16 protein-coding genes, 1 tRNA gene and 1 pseudogene are annotated in these 18,111 nt (G+C 68.6%); 10 read left to right on the top strand and 8 right to left on the bottom strand.

The window, feature by feature from the left end; all coding sequences use genetic code 11:
* Window positions 1-9: 9 nt before the first annotated feature.
* Window positions 10-1,902, bottom strand: coding sequence for a peptidylprolyl isomerase (locus FZ033_RS17550; protein ID WP_149577373.1), 1,893 nt, complete (start codon window positions 1,900-1,902; stop codon window positions 10-12).
* A 153-nt stretch (window positions 1,903-2,055) separates the two neighbouring features.
* Between FZ033_RS17550 and tpiA the strand changes: the two genes are divergently transcribed.
* Window positions 2,056-2,820: a triose-phosphate isomerase gene (gene tpiA, locus FZ033_RS17545; protein WP_149577372.1), complete on the top strand. Its 765-nt coding sequence runs from the start codon at window positions 2,056-2,058 to the stop codon at window positions 2,818-2,820.
* A 119-nt stretch (window positions 2,821-2,939) separates the two neighbouring features.
* Here tpiA and FZ033_RS17540 read toward each other — a convergent pair whose 3' ends face one another.
* Window positions 2,940-3,401, bottom strand: coding sequence for an outer membrane protein assembly factor BamE (locus FZ033_RS17540; protein ID WP_188079556.1), 462 nt, complete (start codon window positions 3,399-3,401; stop codon window positions 2,940-2,942).
* Window positions 3,402-3,631: 230 nt separating this feature from the next.
* Here FZ033_RS17540 and FZ033_RS17535 point away from each other — a divergent pair, with 230 nt between their 5' ends.
* The 6 genes and pseudogenes from FZ033_RS17535 to FZ033_RS17510 form a co-directional block, all read left to right on the top strand.
* On the top strand, window positions 3,632-4,195 hold the full coding sequence (locus FZ033_RS17535) for a ubiquinol-cytochrome C chaperone family protein (protein WP_149577371.1): 564 nt from the start codon (window positions 3,632-3,634) through the stop codon (window positions 4,193-4,195).
* The gene (locus FZ033_RS17530) at window positions 4,192-4,698 is read left to right on the top strand and encodes a YceD family protein (protein ID WP_149577370.1); all 507 of its coding nucleotides are present in this window, start codon (window positions 4,192-4,194) and stop codon (window positions 4,696-4,698) included. Before FZ033_RS17535 ends, FZ033_RS17530 begins: the two co-directional genes overlap by 4 nt.
* 169 nt (window positions 4,699-4,867) lie before the next feature.
* On the top strand, window positions 4,868-5,938 hold the full coding sequence (gene plsX, locus FZ033_RS17525) for a phosphate acyltransferase PlsX (RefSeq protein ID WP_149577369.1): 1,071 nt from the start codon (window positions 4,868-4,870) through the stop codon (window positions 5,936-5,938).
* Complete coding sequence (locus tag FZ033_RS17520; protein WP_149577368.1) at window positions 5,935-6,909, top strand: beta-ketoacyl-ACP synthase III; 975 nt, start codon at window positions 5,935-5,937, stop codon at window positions 6,907-6,909. Before plsX ends, FZ033_RS17520 begins: the two co-directional genes overlap by 4 nt.
* A gap of 206 nt (window positions 6,910-7,115) precedes the next feature.
* A complete protein-coding gene (locus tag FZ033_RS17515; protein WP_012116356.1) occupies window positions 7,116-7,433 on the top strand; it encodes an integration host factor subunit alpha in 318 nt (105 codons plus the stop codon).
* A 135-nt stretch (window positions 7,434-7,568) separates the two neighbouring features.
* Window positions 7,569-7,844, top strand: a pseudogene (locus tag FZ033_RS17510) (MerR family transcriptional regulator); the annotation flags it as partial.
* 2,237 nt (window positions 7,845-10,081) lie between these two features.
* Here the strand turns inward: FZ033_RS17510 and FZ033_RS17505 are convergent.
* Window positions 10,082-10,441, bottom strand: a complete 360-nt coding sequence (locus FZ033_RS17505) for a septal ring lytic transglycosylase RlpA family protein (RefSeq protein ID WP_012116358.1) — start codon at window positions 10,439-10,441, stop codon at window positions 10,082-10,084.
* A 263-nt stretch (window positions 10,442-10,704) separates the two neighbouring features.
* Here FZ033_RS17505 and FZ033_RS17500 point away from each other — a divergent pair.
* Both FZ033_RS17500 and FZ033_RS17495 read left to right on the top strand, forming a co-directional pair.
* Window positions 10,705-10,782 (top strand) — tRNA-Pro (locus FZ033_RS17500).
* Between the two features lie 511 nt (window positions 10,783-11,293).
* Window positions 11,294-12,157 (top strand): MBL fold metallo-hydrolase, encoded by an 864-nt coding sequence (locus FZ033_RS17495; RefSeq protein ID WP_149577367.1) that lies wholly within the window; start codon window positions 11,294-11,296, stop codon window positions 12,155-12,157.
* A 253-nt stretch (window positions 12,158-12,410) separates the two neighbouring features.
* Here the strand turns inward: FZ033_RS17495 and FZ033_RS17490 are convergent, their stop codons facing one another.
* Window positions 12,411-12,878 carry an SAM-dependent methyltransferase gene (locus FZ033_RS17490; RefSeq protein WP_149577366.1) on the bottom strand — a complete coding sequence of 156 codons (468 nt, stop codon included), beginning with the start codon at window positions 12,876-12,878 and terminating at the stop codon, window positions 12,411-12,413.
* A 96-nt stretch (window positions 12,879-12,974) separates the two neighbouring features.
* Between FZ033_RS17490 and mazG the strand changes: the two genes are divergently transcribed.
* Window positions 12,975-13,811, top strand: a complete 837-nt coding sequence (gene mazG, locus FZ033_RS17485) for a nucleoside triphosphate pyrophosphohydrolase (protein ID WP_149577365.1) — start codon at window positions 12,975-12,977, stop codon at window positions 13,809-13,811.
* 47 nt (window positions 13,812-13,858) lie between these two features.
* Here mazG and hflX read toward each other — a convergent pair whose 3' ends face one another.
* The 4 genes from hflX to FZ033_RS17465 form a co-directional block, all read right to left on the bottom strand.
* Complete coding sequence (gene hflX, locus FZ033_RS17480) at window positions 13,859-15,274, bottom strand: GTPase HflX (protein WP_149577364.1); 1,416 nt, start codon at window positions 15,272-15,274, stop codon at window positions 13,859-13,861.
* A gap of 129 nt (window positions 15,275-15,403) precedes the next feature.
* Window positions 15,404-15,658 carry an RNA chaperone Hfq gene (gene hfq / locus FZ033_RS17475; RefSeq protein WP_041576100.1) on the bottom strand — a complete coding sequence of 85 codons (255 nt, stop codon included), beginning with the start codon at window positions 15,656-15,658 and terminating at the stop codon, window positions 15,404-15,406.
* A gap of 150 nt (window positions 15,659-15,808) precedes the next feature.
* Window positions 15,809-16,666 carry a D-amino-acid transaminase gene (locus tag FZ033_RS17470; RefSeq protein WP_149577363.1) on the bottom strand — a complete coding sequence of 286 codons (858 nt, stop codon included), beginning with the start codon at window positions 16,664-16,666 and terminating at the stop codon, window positions 15,809-15,811.
* A 14-nt stretch (window positions 16,667-16,680) separates the two neighbouring features.
* Window positions 16,681-18,093, bottom strand: a complete 1,413-nt coding sequence (locus FZ033_RS17465; protein ID WP_149577362.1) for a hypothetical protein — start codon at window positions 18,091-18,093, stop codon at window positions 16,681-16,683.
* Window positions 18,094-18,111 lie beyond the last annotated feature (18 nt).

Here is an 18,111-nt window from a genome sequence, read left to right as displayed (position 1 = left end):
GGCCCACCTTCAGTTGGTCGCGCCCGCGCCCGTGGCCTGGGCGAAGAGCTTGTCGTTGATCTTCACGCCGATCTCCTTCTGGATGGCGGAAAGATACTGCAGCAGCACGTCGTTCTCGATCTGGCGCGACAGCTCGGCGGAGGCGCGCGAGGTGTCCATGTCCGGCGGCGGCACCATGATCTTGGTCACCTCGAAGACGACGCGGTCCGGTTCGGTGGCGGCGAGCGCGATGCCGAAGCCGCCTTCCTTCACGTCGAACACGCTGGCGATGCTCTCGGCGCTGAACGGCCCGGCGGCGCGGCCGCGACGCAGACCTTCGGCGATCTGGAGCGGCAGGTCCGCCTCGGCGGCCACCTGGGCCAGCGGCGTGCCGGCCTTGGCCTTGTCGAGGAGGGCGGTGGCCTTGGCCTCTACCGCCTTCTCGGTCTCGGATTCGGTCCAGCGGACGGTGACTGCAGCCTTGGCCTCGTCGAAGGTACGGTCGCGAGCCGGGGTGATGGCATTGGTCTCGTACCAGACGAAACCGCCGTTCTGCGGCAACTGGACGGTGTCGGTCTCCACCCCCGGCTGGGCGGCGAAGGCGCCGGACAGCACGTCCGCGCCGCCGGGCACGTCGGCCGGGTCACCGGCCGGGGTGCGGCCCGAGCGGTCCACCGCGTCGAAGGTCTGGAGCTTGAGGCCCAGCTTCTGCGCCACCTCGGCGAGGGTGGAGCCGGAGGCGCGCTCGTCCTCCACCTGATCGTGCTTGTCGAGCAGGGCGCGGCGGGCGCGATCGAGGCGCAGGTCGGCGATGATCTGGTCCTTCACCGCCTCGAACGGCTGGCGGGCGCTGGGCTCGACCTTGGTGACGTGCACCAGGACGGTGCCGAAGCGGCCCTCCACCGCGCTCACCGCGCCCTCGGGCAGGGTGAAGGCGGCGGCGGCGATCTTCGGATCCAGGATGTCGGATTTCGCCACGAGGCCGAGGTCGGTGTCCTTGGCAGTCAGGCCGCGCCCGGCGGCGATGTCGGCGAAGCTGGAGCCGGCCTTGATCTTCTCGTCGGCCGCCTGGGCATCGGCGGCGGAGGTGAAGACGATCTGCTGCACCTCGCGGCGCTCCGGCGTGCCGAAGCGGGAGAGGTTGCGCTCGTAGTCGGCCTTGGCGTCGGCGTCGGTCACCGTCTCGGCGACGGCGAGCGTCGCCGGGGTCAGCGCCAAAACGCTGATCTTGCGGTATTCCGGGGCGCGGAAGGTGACCTTGTGGGCGTCGAAATAGGCCCGCAGCACCTCGTCCGTGGGGGCTTTGAGCGGGTCGGCGGCGGCCGGGGTGACGCGCACGTAGGCGGCGGCGCGGGTCTCGTTCTCGAAGCGGCCCACCGCATCAATGAGCACCTGCGGCACCGCCACGCCCGCGCCCAGCGACTTCAGCAGCTGGTCGCGCACGGCGCGCTGGCGCTCGGAGGCCACGAAACGCTGCTCGGTGAGGTTGTTGGAGCGCAGCAACTGCTGGAAATAGGCCGGATCGAAGCTGGTCGCGCCGGGGCGGCGGTAATTGGGATTCTCGGCGATCTCGCGCGCGATCTGCTCGTCGGACACGGCGAGGGCGAGGCGGGAGGCCTGTTCGTCCAGCGTGGCGTCGGCGATCATCTGGTTGAGGATCTGCCGGTCGAGGCCGAAGGCCCGGGCCTGGTCCGGCGTGATCGGGCGGCCGGCGCGGCGGCTGATCTGCTGGAGCTGCTCGAGATACTGGCGGCGGAACGCATCGGCGGAAATCTCGGTTGCGCCGACGCTCGCCACCGAGGTGGCGCCCATGCCGCGGAACACGTCCGCGATGCCCCACACCAGGAAGCTGAGCGTGAGGATGACGAGGAAGATCTTGGCGATCCAGCCGGACGCGCCCTTACGAAGGGTCTGAAGTACCATCGACGGTTCGTTCTCGTTTTGGCCGGGTCCGGCGCGAAGCGGCGCATGATAGTGAGGCCGCCATGCTCCCGCAACGGCGCATCTTGATGCCTTTTGGCCGGGAAAGGGCTCTGATAGAGCGAACCCCGATCAACCTTAAAGGAGAGCCGAACCATGCCCGCTTCCCGCCGCGTCCTGATCGCCGGCAATTGGAAAATGAACGGGCTGAAGAGCTCCCTCGCCGAGATCGAGGCCCTGGCCGCGGGCTATGATGGCGACCTCAAGGCCAAGCTGGACCTCCTCGTCTGCCCGCCGGCGACGCTTCTGATCTCCGCCGCCGAGCGCCTCGCCGGCTCAGGCGTGCAGCTCGGCGGCCAGAATTGCCATCCGGCCCCCGCCGGTGCTCACACCGGCGGCATTTCCGCCGAGATGCTGAAGGATGCCGGCGTCACGTCGGTCATCGTCGGCCATTCGGAGCGACGCACCAACCTGTCGGAGAGCGATGCGGTGGTGATGGCCAAGGTGAAGGCGGCGTGGTGCTTCGGGCTGCTGCCCATCGTCTGCGTCGGCGAGACCGCCGAGGAGCGCGATGCCGGCGAGGCCGTGGGGGTGGTGACGCGCCAGGTGCACCAGTCGCTGCCGGAAGGCTGCACGGCATCCAACCTGGTCATCGCTTACGAGCCGGTGTGGGCCATCGGCACCGGCCGCACGCCCACCCCTGAGGACGTGGCCAACATCCACGGCACCATCCGCTCCGTCCTCAAGTCGCAGTTCGGCGTCGAGGCAGACGGTATCCGTATCCTCTATGGCGGCTCGGTTAAGCCGGACAATGCGGCGACCCTGATGGCGGTTGCCGATGTGGACGGGGCGCTGGTGGGTGGCGCCAGCCTGAAGGCGGCGGATTTCCTCGCCATCGCCCGGGCCACTCCGGCGCGGTGAGAAGAGGCGGCGGGGCGGCGCGCGAAGTCTCCCGCCCGCGCCGCATCCAAGGCCCTTTGCGATCTGTCCTTGCGGAACCCGGATATCCGGGTTCCGGCCCTTGAGTCCGTTTCAAACCGTCAGAAGGTGATGAGGCCGATCATCTGCTTGATGAGGCTCAGTTCCTCGCCGCTGGTGGGCGTGGTCTGGGACACGAAATCAAACACCTTGCCGTCCTTCAGCCCATACTGGGCGACGCGGCTGACGCGCTTGTTCTTGTCGAAATAGATGGCCAGCACCTTCTGCTCGGTGATCTCCGGCTTCAGGAACGCCACCTTCTGCGCGGTCTGCGAGATATAGAAGAAGGCCTCGCCGTTCACCGTCGCGACGGTGGAGGGGGTGCCGAGCACCAACAGCACCTGCTCCTGGCTCGATCCCACCGGAACCTGCTCCAGCGCGCCCTCGGCCAGCACGTAGCCGCGCTGGTAGGTGCGGGTGACGCCGGAAATGGTGGTGCCGTTGCCGCCCACCATGTCGCCGCAGCCGGCGAGCCCGAGCGCCGCGAGGAGCAGCCCCGTGGTGGCGATCCTGGACCGGGCCATCCGGCTTTCGGAGCCCGTGTTTTCGGAATTCATGCCGCCCCGCATGTCCTTCATCTCATGTGACGCCACACGCTTCCCCATATGTTCGTTCGCCCGGCCCTGACCGGCCGGCGCCTGCCGCCGCCGCATCACCGCCGTATCGCCGCCCCTTGCCACAGGGCCGGCGGCGCGTTACGCCGCTTGGCCGAATGCCAGTCCCACCGCCTGGACCGTCTCGCCCCGGATTTGCGATGTTCAACCTGTTCCGCTCGTCCAAGACCCGCGCGATGTCGCGCGCGACCATTGAGCGCCTGTATGGCGCGATCGTGGCACAGTCGCGGCGGGCGGACTTCTACACCGACTTCGGCGTGCCCGATACGCTCGAAGGCCGGTTCGAGATGGTGGTTCTCCACACCGTGCTCGTCTGCCATCGCCTGAAGGGCGGCGACACGCCGGAACGCTCCATGTCGCAGGACATCTTCGATGCCTTCGCCGCCGACATGGACGCCGCCATGCGCGAGATCGGCATCGGCGACCTGACCGTGCCCAAGAAGATGAAGAAGATCGGCGAGGCCTTCTATGGCCGCGCCGCCGCCTATGACGCAGCCCTGGCCGAGGCGGACGATGCCGCCCTGATCCAGGCGGTGTCCCGCAATATCCTTTCCGCCGGCGAGGTTGAGCCCTCGCCTGAAGCCGCTGCGCTCGCCGCCTATGTGCGCGCCGCCACGGCGAAGCTCCACGCAACGCCGTTCGCGGTCCTGGCCCGCGGCGTGCTGGAGCTGCCCGACCCCGCCGTGCGGGAGAACGAGACATGACCGACCTACCCTATTCCCATCCCTTCTCCGTGCTCGATCTGCCCCCCGGCGGCTTCGACCTGGCGCTCACCCCTGACGCCGCCACCTGCGCCGCCATCGCCCGCCTTGCCGGCGTGCTGGCGGTGGAAGATGTGAGGGCGACCCTTCATCTGGCGCCCGAGGGCGGGGCAGGGGCCCATGTGACCGGCCGGGTCACGGCCACCATCCGCCAGACCTGCGGGGTCACGCTGGAGCCGTTCGACGCGCCGCTCTCGGAAGAGATCGACGTGCATTTCGTGCCGCCCGGCACCTACAAGCCCCCGGTGGCCGAGGAAGAGAACGAGATCGACCCGCCGGACGAGATCGTGGACGGGCACATCGACGCCGGTGCGCTGGTGTACGAATTCCTCATCCTCGGCATCGATCCCTATCCCCGCAAGCCCGGCGTGGTGTTCGAGCCGCCGGCCGAGGATGCCGCCGCCTCGCCCTTCGCCGCCTTGTCCCGGCTGAAGGGCAGCGAGTGACGCCAATTTCGCTGCGGCGTCCATTGAACGCCGCCCGACAGTTGCGATGCGGGCGCGAGGCGCTATTGTCCGCCCGCCGAAGCGCCGGCCGTCATGCGGGGAGGATCTTCACCCCCCGGACGGCGCCGCCTTTGAACCCGCAAGAAAGCCCAAGGGACACCTGCCTGAGATGACCGCACCCGTCCGCATCGCCCTCGACGCCATGGGCGGCGACCATGGACCCGAGACGGTCCTTGCCGGGGCGGAAATCTCCCTCTGGCGCCATCCGGACACCTCTTTCGTCCTGTATGGTGACGCGGCGCGCGTGACCGAGGTGCTAAAAAGCCACCCCAAGCTCGCCGCCGTCTCCCGCATCGTCCACACCGACGTGGTGGTGGGCATGGACGACAAGCCGAGCCAGGCCTTGCGCCGCGGCCGCTACAAATCCTCCATGTGGCGCGCCATCGACGCGGTGAAGCTGAAGGAAGCGGACGTGGCCGTCTCCGCCGGCAATACCGGCGCGCTCATGGCCATGGCCAATTTCAACCTGCGCACCATGCCGGGAATCAGCCGCCCGGCCATCGCCGCCATCTGGCCGACCCTGCGCGGAGAAAGCGTGGTGCTGGACGTGGGCGCCTCCATCGGCGCCACCGCCAAGAGCCTGGTGGAGATGGCCATCATGGGCTCGGCCATGGCCCGGGTGCTGTTCGACCTCGAAGCCCCGACCGTGGGGCTGCTGAATGTGGGCGTCGAGGAGATCAAGGGCGTCGAGGAGGTCAAGGAAGCGGCCCGCATTCTCCGCGAGGAGGTGGTGGGCGTGAACTATCGCGGCTTCGTCGAGGGCAACGACATCGGCGCCGGCACCGTGGACGTGGTGGTGACCGAGGGATTTTCCGGCAACATCGCGCTGAAGACGGCGGAAGGCACGGCCAAGCAGCTCGGCTCCTACCTGCGCGCGGCCATGGGGCGCACCTGGAGGGCGCGAATCGGCTACCTCCTCGCCCGCGACGCCTTCCGCGTGCTGCGGGAGAAGATGGACCCGCGCCGGGCCAACGGCGGCGTGTTCCTGGGCCTCAACGGCATTGTCATCAAGAGCCACGGCGGGACCGACGCGGAGGGATTCGCCGCCGCCGTGGATCTCGCCTACGACATGGTGCGCAACGAGCTTCTCGCGCGTATTGAAAAGAGCCTCGTCGGCCGCCAGCCGCCGGACGTTGCAGCATGCCGGCCGCAGGCCGCAGGGGTGGAAGGCCAATCGTGAGCGGAATCAGGTCCGTCGCCCGGGGATCCGGGTCCTATCTCCCCGAGAGGGTGCTCTCGAACGACGATCTCGCGCGGCGCATCGACACGACCGACGACTGGATCGTGCAGCGCACCGGCATCCGCCAGAGGCATATCGCCGCCGAGGGCGAGTTCACCTCGCATCTCGCGCTGAAGGCCGCAGAGCGGGCGCTCGCCGACGCGGGCTTTGCCGCGCGCGACATCGACCTCATCATCCTCGCCACCGCGACCCCGGACCAGACCTTCCCCGCCACCTCGGTGACGGTACAGGCGGAGCTGGGCATCACCCGCGGCGCGGCCTTCGACGTGCAGGCGGTGTGCTCCGGCTTCGTGTTCGGCCTTGCCACCGCCGACGCCTATCTGAAGACCGGCGCCTTCGAGCGGGCGCTGGTGATCGGAGCGGAGACCTTTTCCCGCATCCTCGACTGGGAGGATCGCGGTACCTGCGTGCTGTTCGGCGACGGGGCAGGGGCCATGGTGCTGGAAGCGGTGCGGGAAGACGACGCCCACGGCGCCGGTCTTCTCACCTCGCACCTGCGCTCGGACGGGCGGCACCGCGCCAAGCTGTTCGTGGACGGCGGCCCCTCCACCACGGGAACCGTGGGCCACCTGCGCATGGAAGGCCGCGAGGTGTTCAAGCATGCCGTGGGCATGATCACCGACGTGATCGAGGACGCCTTCGCCGCCACCGGTGAAAGCGCCGCGAGCATCGACTGGTTCGTGCCCCATCAGGCCAATCGGCGCATCATCGACGCCAGCGCGCTGAAGCTGGGCATCGCCCCCGAAAAGGTGGTGACCACGGTGGACCAGCACGGCAATACCTCTGCCGCCTCCATACCTCTGGCCTTCGACCTTGCGGTCAAGGACGGGCGCATCAAGCGGGGCGATCTGGTGCTGCTGGAGGCCATGGGCGGAGGCTTCACCTGGGGATCGGCACTGCTACGCTGGTAATTGATTTAAGTCGTTGACCGACCTTGGCGAGCGCGGCTAGTTTGCGTTGCACATCCTTCGCCAGTACTGGGTCGCTTTACGGCGTGCGGCGATGTTTCCGTCACATTCCTGAAGCGTGCTCTGTTAAAATTGCCGAAGTTCTGCGATCCGCATCCTTCGAACGGGGCTTCGAGCGGTTCGCCATCTTTCTGGGGCCGGGGTGACAAATGGCTGGTCGGACCGTAACGCGGGCGGATCTGTGTGAGGCCGTCTATCAGCAGGTGGGGCTGTCTCGCACCGAATCCGCCCAGCTGGTGGAGATGGTTCTGAAGGAGATCGCCGACTGCCTGGCCCGCGGCGAGACGGTGAAGCTCTCTTCCTTCGGCTCCTTCGTGGTGCGCGAGAAGGGTGAGCGGGTTGGCCGCAATCCCAAGACCGGCGAGGAAGTGCCGATCGAGCCGCGCCGGGTCATGGTGTTCAAGCCCTCCAGCATCCTCAAGCACCGCATCAACGGGACCGTCGGCGACGGCCTCGACGAGGACTGACCCGCCCAAAGGGCGGGGGACAAGGCGCGACGCGCCGCCGCGCAGGGCACCACCACAACTTCCCGCACGCCGCGTTCACCCGTATGATTCCGTCAGGACTTCGGGGCGATTCGGTCGATTGAGGCGGGAGATACGGTGGACGCGCGCGACACGGAGAAAGCTCCGGACGCCTTCCGGACCATCAGCGAGGTCGCCGAAGACCTGGCCCTTCCGCAGCACGTCCTGCGGTTCTGGGAGACGCGCTTCCCCCAGATCAAGCCCATCAAGCGGGCCGGCGGCCGGCGCTTCTACCGGCCGGAGGACGTGGACCTCCTGCGCGGCATCCGCCACCTGCTTTATACCGACGGCTTCACCATCAAGGGCGCGCAACGCATCCTGAAGGATCAGGGCGTGCGCTACGTGCAGGACCTCGGCATCGAGCGCGAGGTGGCCGTCATGCGCTCGGCCAAGCCCCAGCGGAGCGAGGCCGGGGATGGCGTGACCTTCGGCGGTCTGCTGGGCCTTTTGCCGCGCCGCAAACCCAAGGCGCCGGGTGGCAGGGCAGCGGAGGACGACGACCTCCTCCCCGAATTGCCCGAAGCGGCCGAATTGCCCCTGCCCTTCCCTGATGCCGAGGCCGACCGTGATCTTGCGGACGAGCCGCCCGAGCCCCCCATCGCCTTCAGGCCCGCCGCGCGGCACCGCGACCGCGAGCCACAGCTTCGGGAGGAGCGGCGTGCCGCCGCCTTCGAGGCACCTGGCCAGCGACGCGAGCCGACCCTGGGCGAGGAGCTTCCGCACCCGCCCTCCGGCGCGCCGCATTTAGCACCTCATGGAGCACCTCACGGGGCGCCACCCCGGACGCGGGAGCGGCTGGAGCCCATCCTCGCCCCGCAGCGGCCGAGCCGGGGACCCGCCGCGCGTGTGTCCCAGCGGGATACCGACGGCACGGCGCCACCGTCCCATTCGCCCGCATTCGACGACCCGCTGCTGCCATTCCTCGACGACATGCCGGTGACGGTCTCCGCCGTGTCCGAGCCCATCGAGGCACGCATCCAGCGCCTGCGCGCGCAGGAGCGCCGGCCCATGCGCCCGCACGAGGCCCTGGAGGACGTGGAGGGCCCCGAGGACGACATCCCGCCGCGCGCCCGCCGCGCGCCATCGCCGCTGGACCTGCCATTGGAGGAGGGGGAGGCGATGCGCCCCGCGCCGCGCCGTCCCTCCGCACCCGCCGAGGCCCGTCGCCCGGCATGGGAGGAGGACGAGCGGCTGCAGGATGAGCGATTAGACGACGAGCCATTGGAGGACGACCGGTTCGACGACCCGTTTGCCCCCCATCCCCGGCGCAGCCCGCAGATCAAAGCCTATCAGGATGACGACGAGCCGCCCGCGCCGGCCCCGCAACGGCGCGCCGCTACGACCGCACGCTCCGAGCCGCCACGGTTCCAGGAGCCGAACCAAGATCCGCGCCAAGGCCAGCGCCGAGAGACACGTCAGGATCAAGGCCGGGATCCGCGTCAGGGCCGGATCGTGCAGGATGGCGAATGGCGGCAGACCGACTGGGTGGAGGCCACATGGCACGGTGTAGCCGAGGATCGCACCCGCCTGCCGGAAGCCGTCGCCCCCTCCGAAGACGATGAGCCGCTTTATCGCCCCATCGAACGGCCGTCGCGCGCCCCGCGTCCTGGCGCCATGGCCGCCGATCCGGAGACCGAGATGATGAACGAGGAGCGGCGCCGGCCCCCCTTTTCGCCGCCCCGTGGGGAGCGGCGCGAGCCTTCCATGAGCGCTGCGCCCAAGGGCGCCGCTACCATGGGCACGGCTCCCATGACTGCGCCTCCCTTTGGCTCGTCGGCGGGCCGCGCGCCGATGGCCCATGCGCCCGCCGCTGCGGCATCGGCGGCAGCGGCCCACGCCCGGCCCCCGGCGGGCTGGGCCGACGAGGAGGTGCGGCGGGTTTGGGACGAAGGCTGGGGCGAGGGCGCCCCGCAGTCCCTGCCGCGGGCAACCCGGGTCGGGCCACTCATCGGTCCCATCCATGATGAGGATGACCCGAACTCGGGCGTGCTGCCCGAGGCCGAGCAGCGCCGCATCGCCGAGCGCATGGCCGGCCGGGCCGTCGCCCCGGACCCGTATGTGGCGCAGCGGCGTGGCCCGCCGCCCTGGAGCCGGGCCGAAGCGCCGCTGGACCTGCCCAATCCATCCTTCCGCGACGGATCGACGAGGGGGGAGGCGCCCGCCTATGCCCCGGAACCGGAGCCGCCGGCGCAGCGAGTACCGCGCGAGCCGCTCCGTCCGGGTCCGCCCGAGCAATATCTGCCGCCGCACCTGCGGTCGGAGCCGCGGATGGCGGGCCAGCCGCCCATGGCCGCGCCGGTGCTCTCACGCGACGACGTGCATCGCATGCAATCGGCGCTCTATGAGCTCGGCGAATGCCGGCGGCTGATGGAAGAGGTGCTGGCGCCCCGGGATGGCGATCGTCCGGGCGATTGACCGGACCGCCGCTGCGGTGCGGTTTCCGCCGCGCGGTGCCCAGCCCATCCGGCGAGGCGCGATCCGCGCGGCGTCACGTCATCAATACAGAAAGGCGACGAGGCCGCGCCGGAGAGTGCCTCCATCCAGACGCGCGGCCTCGTGAGGCCTGATTGGGCGTAAATCCCTGCCGCGGGTCAGTCCATCACGGCGAGGGCAACGCGGGTGATGCCCGAGTTGGTGAAGCCGAGTTCCGAGGCGGCGGCGCGGGACACGTCGATCACCCGGCCGCGGACAAAGGGGCCGCGATCATTGATGCGCACGACGACGGTGCGTCCGTTGCGCAGATTTGTGACACGCACCTTGGTGCCGAAGGGCAGGGAGCGGTGCGCCGCCGTCATGGCGGAGGGGTTAAAGCGCTCACCGCTCGCGGTGCTGCGGCCTTGCCAATAGTAAGAGGCGACGCCGGTGGAGGTGTCCGCTTTTGCGGTGTTCGAGACGGCCATTCCGGCCGAGAGGGACAGGGCGAAGCAGGACAGGACCACGCGTATCTTCATGCAATCAATCTTCCGTGTAGTTTCGGATGATTGCCGAATGGCGTCGCAATGGGGCGATAGCGTCCCAATTTGCCGGCGAAAAGGTGATGATTCGGGTGTCGCGGCCACAATCCTGCCGGCATTCGACGCCGAAAAAACAATCACAAGCTGCAGCTTGGCCGAAGATTATGGGTTGGCCATCACGTCCCTGGGGAGAGCATGGGATACCTGCGCGAGGGGGCTTGCCCGCGCCGGAACGATGGTCTAAGCCTCCCATCCTCAGTCGGAGCGTAGCGCAGCCCGGTTAGCGCACTAGTCTGGGGGACTAGGGGTCGGAGGTTCAAATCCTCTCGCTCCGACCATTCAAACCCCGATCTTCCCCACCCAATTCCATCTCCCCACCACGACGCCGGTCACCGGCGGCCGTGGCGTGCGCCGTTGTGGCTCCCGATCGCGAGGGGCTGTCTGAACGGGTGCCCCACGTCGCCCCCACCAATTTCCCCGCGCCTGTCCGCCGTTGCGCCCGCACCGCCTCCGGGAGCATGTCTTCTGGCGCACCCGTGCGCCCGGAAGGGCGGGGCGACACGTCCATTTGCCACTTACGGCCAACTGCTCACCTGAGAGCACAAGCGAATCGCTTCCGATAAGCGACGGTAGAAGCAGCCTCATTCGCTTTGAGACCCGACGCTTTGGTCCGATCGCGAACGCACGCGCGCCAGGCGGCTTTTCCGGCTCGAAATGCAGATTTTCAGTCGCGCTGAATGATCTTTCGCCCCCTCGGGTGTGACTCCGGGGCGAATTTGGATCAGGCTGCGGGCCGATTCCGCCCTGACCCCTGACCCGAGCAGCAGACGCAGCGAGGTCGCGAGAACCATGCCTTTGCCCAGCGAAACCGGCGCAAGCCTCACCTTCACCATCCTGGGATGCGGGTCGTCCGGCGGCGTGCCGCGGGTGGGGCAGGGGTGGGGCGCCTGCGATCCCCTCAACCCCCGCAATCGCCGCCGCCGCTGCTCCATGCTGGTGGAACGCTTCGGGCCGAACGGGAAAACCACCGTTCTTGTCGATACTTCCCCGGACTTGCGGGAGCAGCTCCTCGGCGAGGCGGTGACCCATATCGATGCCGTGCTCTTCACCCACGAGCACGCCGACCACACCCACGGCATTGACGATCTGCGGCCGCTCGCCATCCACCATCGCAGCCGGGTGGATATTTATGCGGATGAAGATACCTCCCGCATGCTGCATCAACGCTTCGGCTACTGCTTCTCCACGCCGCCCGGCAGCGCCTATCCGCCCATCCTCACCGAGCATCGCTTCCGCGAGGGGCGGGAGATCGTGGTGGAAGGGGCGGGGGGTGCCATCAGCGCCCTGCCGTTCCGCCAGCGGCACGGCGACATCGATTCCTTCGGATTTCGCTTCGGCGACGTGGCCTATTCCAGCGACGTCAACGGGATCTCGGAGAACAGCCTGGCTCGCCTCCACAATCTGGATGTGTGGATCATCGACGCCCTGCGCGAGACGCCCCATCCGTCTCATTTCACCCTTCAGGAGGCGCTGGACCATGTGGCGCTCATGAAGCCGAAGCGCACGATCCTCACGAACCTCCACACCGACCTCGACTATGCCGCGCTGGAAGCACGCCTGCCGGACGGCATCGTGCCGGCCTATGACGGCCTGCGCTTCGAGTCCCGCATCCGCTCGCCCGCCGCATCTGCCGACACGGCTGCGAGCGGCTGATGTGATGCCTCAAGTGATTCGAGCGAAGGATTCAGTTCGTCGTATAACCGTCTGTTTTAGAATGATATTTTTGTAAATATTCGGAAGCACTGAAGAGCGTCCAGCGACGATGGCGGCGGCGTTCAGGCTTCGCCCTTCCCTGCCTGGGGCAAGAGATAAGTTCCATAATATCTCTTCTGCGACTTTTGGATTGAGCACCTGAGCGACGGCCGAACCCTCGCCCATGCCCCGCTTGCTGCGGGTGGCTGTCGGCTCAGCCGTGCTGCACCTTGAGGTCGATGAGCGGCGTGCCGTCGAGGCAGTCGAGCCCGCGCACCTCAACCCGCAGGCCGTCCACGCTCACCAGCCGCACCACCGACGAGGCGACCGGATTGGGCCGCACCGGTGAGCGCAGGGCGAAGGTGCCGCGGGTGTCGCCGTCATGCCGTGGGCTCTGGAGCACGAGGTCGCGCCGCGCCCGGTCCATCCAGTAGAGCACCTGCAGGCGCGGGCAATCGGCAACGCCGGTCAGCGCGTCGGCCCAGCGCGGGTCGATCTCCAGCGTGCAGACGGGGCCCTCCTCCGCGTCGCCGCGACGGGGGCAACTGCCGCGCTCGGTCCAGGGCGTGCGGATGCGGCCGATGAAATAGAGCCCGACGTCGAAGCGCTCCGGCAGCGCCACGGCCTTTTCGCCCGGCCGCATGTCATCATCGATGGGGCCGGCGGGCGCGATCTCGACCATGGTCTCTTCCTCCGAACCCTTTGACGTTTCCTGGCTGGCCGGAGCATAGGACGGCGCAGCCTGCGGTAAAGATCGCACTCGAGCATGGAGAACCTCATGGACGCCTCCCGCGACATCGCGCGCCTCATCGAGATCATGGCCGCCTTGCGCACGCCGGGAACCGGCTGCCCGTGGGACCTGGAGCAAAGCTTCGCCACCATCGCGCCCTACACGCTGGAGGAAGCCTACGAGGTGGCCGATGCCATCGCCCGCGCCGACATGGGCGACCTGAGGGAGGAACTGGGCGACCTGCTGCTGCAGGTGGTTTTCCACGCCCGGATGGCGCAGGAGGACGGCGCCTTCGATTTCGGCGGCGTGGTGGAGGCCATCACCGCCAAGCTCATCCGCCGGCACCCCCATGTGTTCGGCACCGCGCGGGATCTGTCACCGGAGGCGGTGAAGGGCCTGTGGGCCGAGATCAAGGCGCAGGAAAAGCGCGAGCGGGCGCAGGCTCGAGCAGCGGCCGGCCTGCCGCAGGAGGAGGCGCAGCAGGGCGCCCTTGCCGGCGTGCCCCTGCCGCTGCCTGCCCTCACCCGCGCGCTGAAGCTTCAGGAGAAAGCCAGCCGCGTGGGGTTCGACTGGAACGATGCGCGGCAGGTGCTTGCCAAGATCCGCGAGGAGACGCAGGAGGTCGCCGAGGCGCTGGAGGAAGGCGGCACCGCGGCCATCAGGGACGAGATGGGCGACCTGCTGTTCGCCGTGGTCAACCTCGCCCGGCATGCGGGCGTAGACCCCGAGGACGCCTTGCGCGGCACCAACGACAAGTTCACCCGGCGCTTCGGCCATGTGGAAGACCGGCTCGCCGGTGCCGGCCGCCGGCCGGAACAGGCGAGCCTCGACGAGATGGAAGCTCTCTGGCAGGAGGCGAAGCTGAAGGAGCGCGAGGGCGCATAGGCAAAGCGGTCTGAACCGCTTTGCCTGAGCTGTGACTTACCGCCGGCTCAGGTCGGATGCACGCGCCGCGCACCGAACCGGCGGGTGACAAGTCCGGCGCGGTCGGGCGGAATGCGCAGGGCCACGTGGATGGCTCCATCCTCGTCCGTGGTGCGCTCCAGCACCTCGCCGTGGCGATAGAGCCAGCCGAGCCCCTCCCCGTCCTCCGCCGCCAGCGTCACCGAGACCGTCACCCGGCCGGCGGTGATGCGGCGCTCGATCAGGCCGAGGAGGTCTTCGGTCCCCTCCCCCGTCAGCGCGGAAACCGGCACCGGCGCTTCGGCGCCGCCGCGCGCAGCCCGGTTTTCCACCTGCTCGCGCTCTTCCGGCGCCAGCCGGTCGATCTTGTTCCAGACCTCGATCACACGCCCGCCCGGCTGGGGGTCGACGCCCAGATCCTCCAGCACGTCGGAGACATCGGCAGCCTGGGCGTCGGTGTCCGGATGGGAGATGTCGCGCACATGCAGGATGAGGTCGGCTTCCAGCACCTCCTCCAGGGTGGCGCGGAAGGCGGCGACGAGTTGCGTCGGCAGTTCGGAGATGAAGCCCACCGTGTCGGAGAGGATGATGCGGGTGCCGTGGGGCAGGTCCACCGCCCGAAGCGTCGGGTCGAGGGTTGCGAACAGCAGGTCCTTGGCCATCACCTCCGCCCGGGTCAGGCGGTTGAAGAGCGTGGACTTTCCGGCATTGGTGTAGCCCACCAGCGCGACGATGGGATACGGCACGCGCTTGCGGCTGGCGCGGTGCAGGCCGCGGGTGCGCTTGACCTGCTCCAGCTCCTTCTCAATGCGCAAGATGCGATCGCCGATGAGCCGGCGGTCCGCCTCGATCTGTGTCTCGCCCGGACCGCCGAGGAAGCCGAAGCCGCCGCGCTGGCGCTCCAGATGGGTCCAGGAGCGCACCAGGCGCGAGCGCTGGTAATTGAGGTGGGCAAGCTCCACCTGTAGCGCGCCTTCCTTGGTGCGGGCGCGCATGCCGAAGATTTCAAGAATCAGCGCCGTGCGGTCCACCACCTTGGCGGACCAGGCCTTTTCAAGATTGCGCTGCTGCACTGGGGAGAGCGCCGCATCGAAGAAGACGAGGTCCACCGCCTCGGCGCGCACCACACCCTCCAGTTCCTCCACCTTCCCCGAACCGAGAAAGGTAGCGGGACGGATTTCGGACAGGGGAATGGTGGCGGAATAGACCACGTCGAGGTCGATGGCGGCGGCAAGGCCCACCGCCTCCTCCAGCCGTGACTGGGGGCTGCGCCGCTCCGGCGCACCGCGGGTAGCACGCTTCGCCAGCGCTGGCGTGATGACGGCGCACCGCGTCGGCGGCGCACGGCGGTCGATGCCGCCGCGGCCCTCTTCCCGCGCAGGTGAAAATGCGGAAACGTCCCCCGGTGCCTCCCCGGAACCGCCGGAAACCGCAGCATCGGCCACGGCCCCGTGGGTTTCGGTAGCGCCCCGAGTTGGAACGCCCCGAGTGGTGGTGCCCCCTTTGGACCCCAGCTTGGACCCTGTCTTCAACGTCGTTCTGGACCCCTTGCCGGTGGCACGCTCCACGCTGCTTTAAGCCTTCTCGCCCACGTCGTCGGTGGGATCGAACAATTGCACCGGATGACCCGGCATAATGGTGGAAATCGCGTGCTTGTAAACAAGCTGGGAATGCCCGTCGCGACGCAAGAGTACGCAGAAATTATCGAACCAAGTGACGACGCCCTGCAACTTCACCCCGTTCACCAGGAAGATTGTGAGGGGTGTCTTGTTCTTGCGGACGTGATTGAGAAAGGTGTCCTGCAGGTTTTGTGTCCGTTCCGCCGCCATTTTCGTATCCGTTTTTTTGGGCGTTAAGTCCGTCGCGGACGCACAAAAATGCTGTACGTGCCGCCACGGGAGTTGGCCACCTAGAATGGCACAGCTCCATGGCGGCGCAATATTATTTTGCTCCGCAACATGAGCGCGGCCGTGGATACCTCAGGAAATTTCGGAAAAATCGTGAAATTTCAAGCGTAAGGTGGTCGCCACCACACCGGGCTTGCCGGCCCCGACCGCATGGCCGTCGATGCGCACCACGGGCATCACCACCGTGGTGGCGGCGGTAATGAAGGCTTCTTCTGCGTTTAGGGCTTCCGCTACGGTAAAGGGACGCTCCTCCACCGCGTAGCCGAGGGACGCCGCCACCTCAAACACCACCGTGCGGGTGATTCCGCGCAGGATCCCGCTCTCCGCCGGGCGGGTGACGATGGTCTTGTCGCCCGTCACGATCCAGGCATTGGTGGAGGCGCCCTCGGTGACAAAGCCCGCGCCGTCCACGAACCAGGCTTCCCGCGCGCCGACCTCTTTCGCCTGCTGCTTGGCCAGCACGTTGGGCAGCAGCGAGGTGGACTTGATGTCCACCCGCGGCCAGCGGTTCTCCGGCACGGTGATGACCGCGACGCCCTTGGCGGCCAGCGCCTCCTGACCCTTGCGGTCGGACCGGCGCGCCGTGACCACCACCGCCGGCTTGGTGCCGGCCGGCGGGAAGGCATGGTCGCGCCGCGCCACGCCGCGGGTGATCTGGAGATAGACCAGCCCGTCGCGCACCCCGTTCCGCCGCACCACCTCCTCCAGCACATTGGCAAGGGCGATGCGGCTCATGGGCGCGGGGATGAGCAGTTCGCGCAGGGAGCGCTCCAGCCGGTCGAGGTGGCGCCGCTCGTCCACCAGATGGCCGTTGAGCACTTCGCAGACCTCGTAGACGCCGTCGGCGAACTGGTAGCCGCGATCCTCCACATGCACGCTGGCGTTGCGGTGCGGCAGGTAGCGGCCGTTGACATAGGCGATGCGGGACATGGCAGAACGCTTCTTCAGGTGCGCCAGAGGGCGAGATGGATGACGACGAGCAGGCCGATCATCTCCAACCGTCCCGCCACCATGCCAAGCCCGGCCACGAGGACGGAACCCACCGGCAGCGAGGACAGCGGCGGCCAGCCGGCGCCTCCGGCGTCGTAGACCGGCCCGGTATTGGTCACCACCGCCGCCGCGGCGGCCAGCGCCGCATCGAGGCCGGGCAGGCCGGGGCTCAGCGCGATGACGCAGATGCCGAACACCAGAGCGAGGCTCGCCGCGCCCGCCCAGATGCCCAGCATCACCGAACCCACGCCGCCCTCATAGGCCGCCGGCTGCACGAGGTGCGGGTAGACGAGGCGCATCAGGCCGCCCCGGGTGTTGAGCAGAATCGCGCGCAGCCGCAGCATCTTCAGCCCACCCGCCACCGACAGCGCCCCGCCGCCCAGCAGCACCACCAGGATGACGAGGCCCAGCGGCAGGCTCATATAGGTGCCCTCGCGCGGGCCGATGCCGCTGGTGGAGATGAGCGAGGCGGCAGAAAACAGGCCGTCGCGGATTGCATCCAGCGTGGGCACGTCGGCCGAGCGGTAGAGGATAGCGCCGAGCACGATGCCGAGCACCGCCCACCAGCCGAGGATGACGAGGCTCTCCGTCTGCTCCGGGGCGGCATTGATGCGCCGGGTCAGCAGCGCGCGATGCCAGCGCACGCTGGTGGCGCTCCACAGCAGGAACGGCAGCAGGAGCCATTTCGGGCTCTCGTCCAAGGTCAGCGCAAGCTGGGCTTCCGGCGGCAGGTGGGCGCCGGCGGAGACCACGGCCGTGGCCAGGGTGAAGGCCACATAGGGGCTCTCCCCGCTCACCAGCAGCACGATCACGGCAAGCAGGGTCGCGCCCACATAGGCGGGGGCGATCTCGCGCAGCACGGCGATGAGATCCACCACGTCGAGGGTGGCGCCGCCGCGCGGGGTGCGGTCCGGCAGACCGCCGAGGCCCGCCGGCGCAAGCACCGCCACCGCCGCGACGATGGTCAGCAGCCCGCCGGTCCATTGCAGCAGGGCGAGCCACACATAGAGGCTCGCCGGCCCCTGCTTGAGCGCGGTCGCCCCGGTGGTGGTGAAGGCGGATACCGCCTCGAGCCACGCCGCCAGCGGCGGCAGGCCGGAGACGATGGCGACCGCCGGGGTCGCCGCCAGCGGCAGCAGCAGCCAAAGGCCGGCCACCAGCCCCACGCCGCCCGCCCGGGTCAGGCGCTTGTCCATGCCATCCGTGGTGAAGCGCAGCAGCCCGGCGAGGAACAGGCAGAAGCCGCAGGTGGCGAGGAAGACCGGCACATGCCCCTCCCCGCCCCGCGCCGCGACCACGGCCGGCGGAAGCGCGAGGAGGCCGACGGCGAAAAGACCGGCGGCAAGCGGGCGGGCGGCGTTGACCATGTGCGCCTTACGAGCAGG

Origin of the sequence: Xanthobacter oligotrophicus (assembly GCF_008364685.1) — a bacterium.
In the GTDB taxonomy this organism is placed as follows: Bacteria; Pseudomonadota; Alphaproteobacteria; order Rhizobiales; family Xanthobacteraceae; genus Xanthobacter; species Xanthobacter oligotrophicus.
This window is presented reverse-complemented; position numbering and strand designations above follow the sequence as displayed.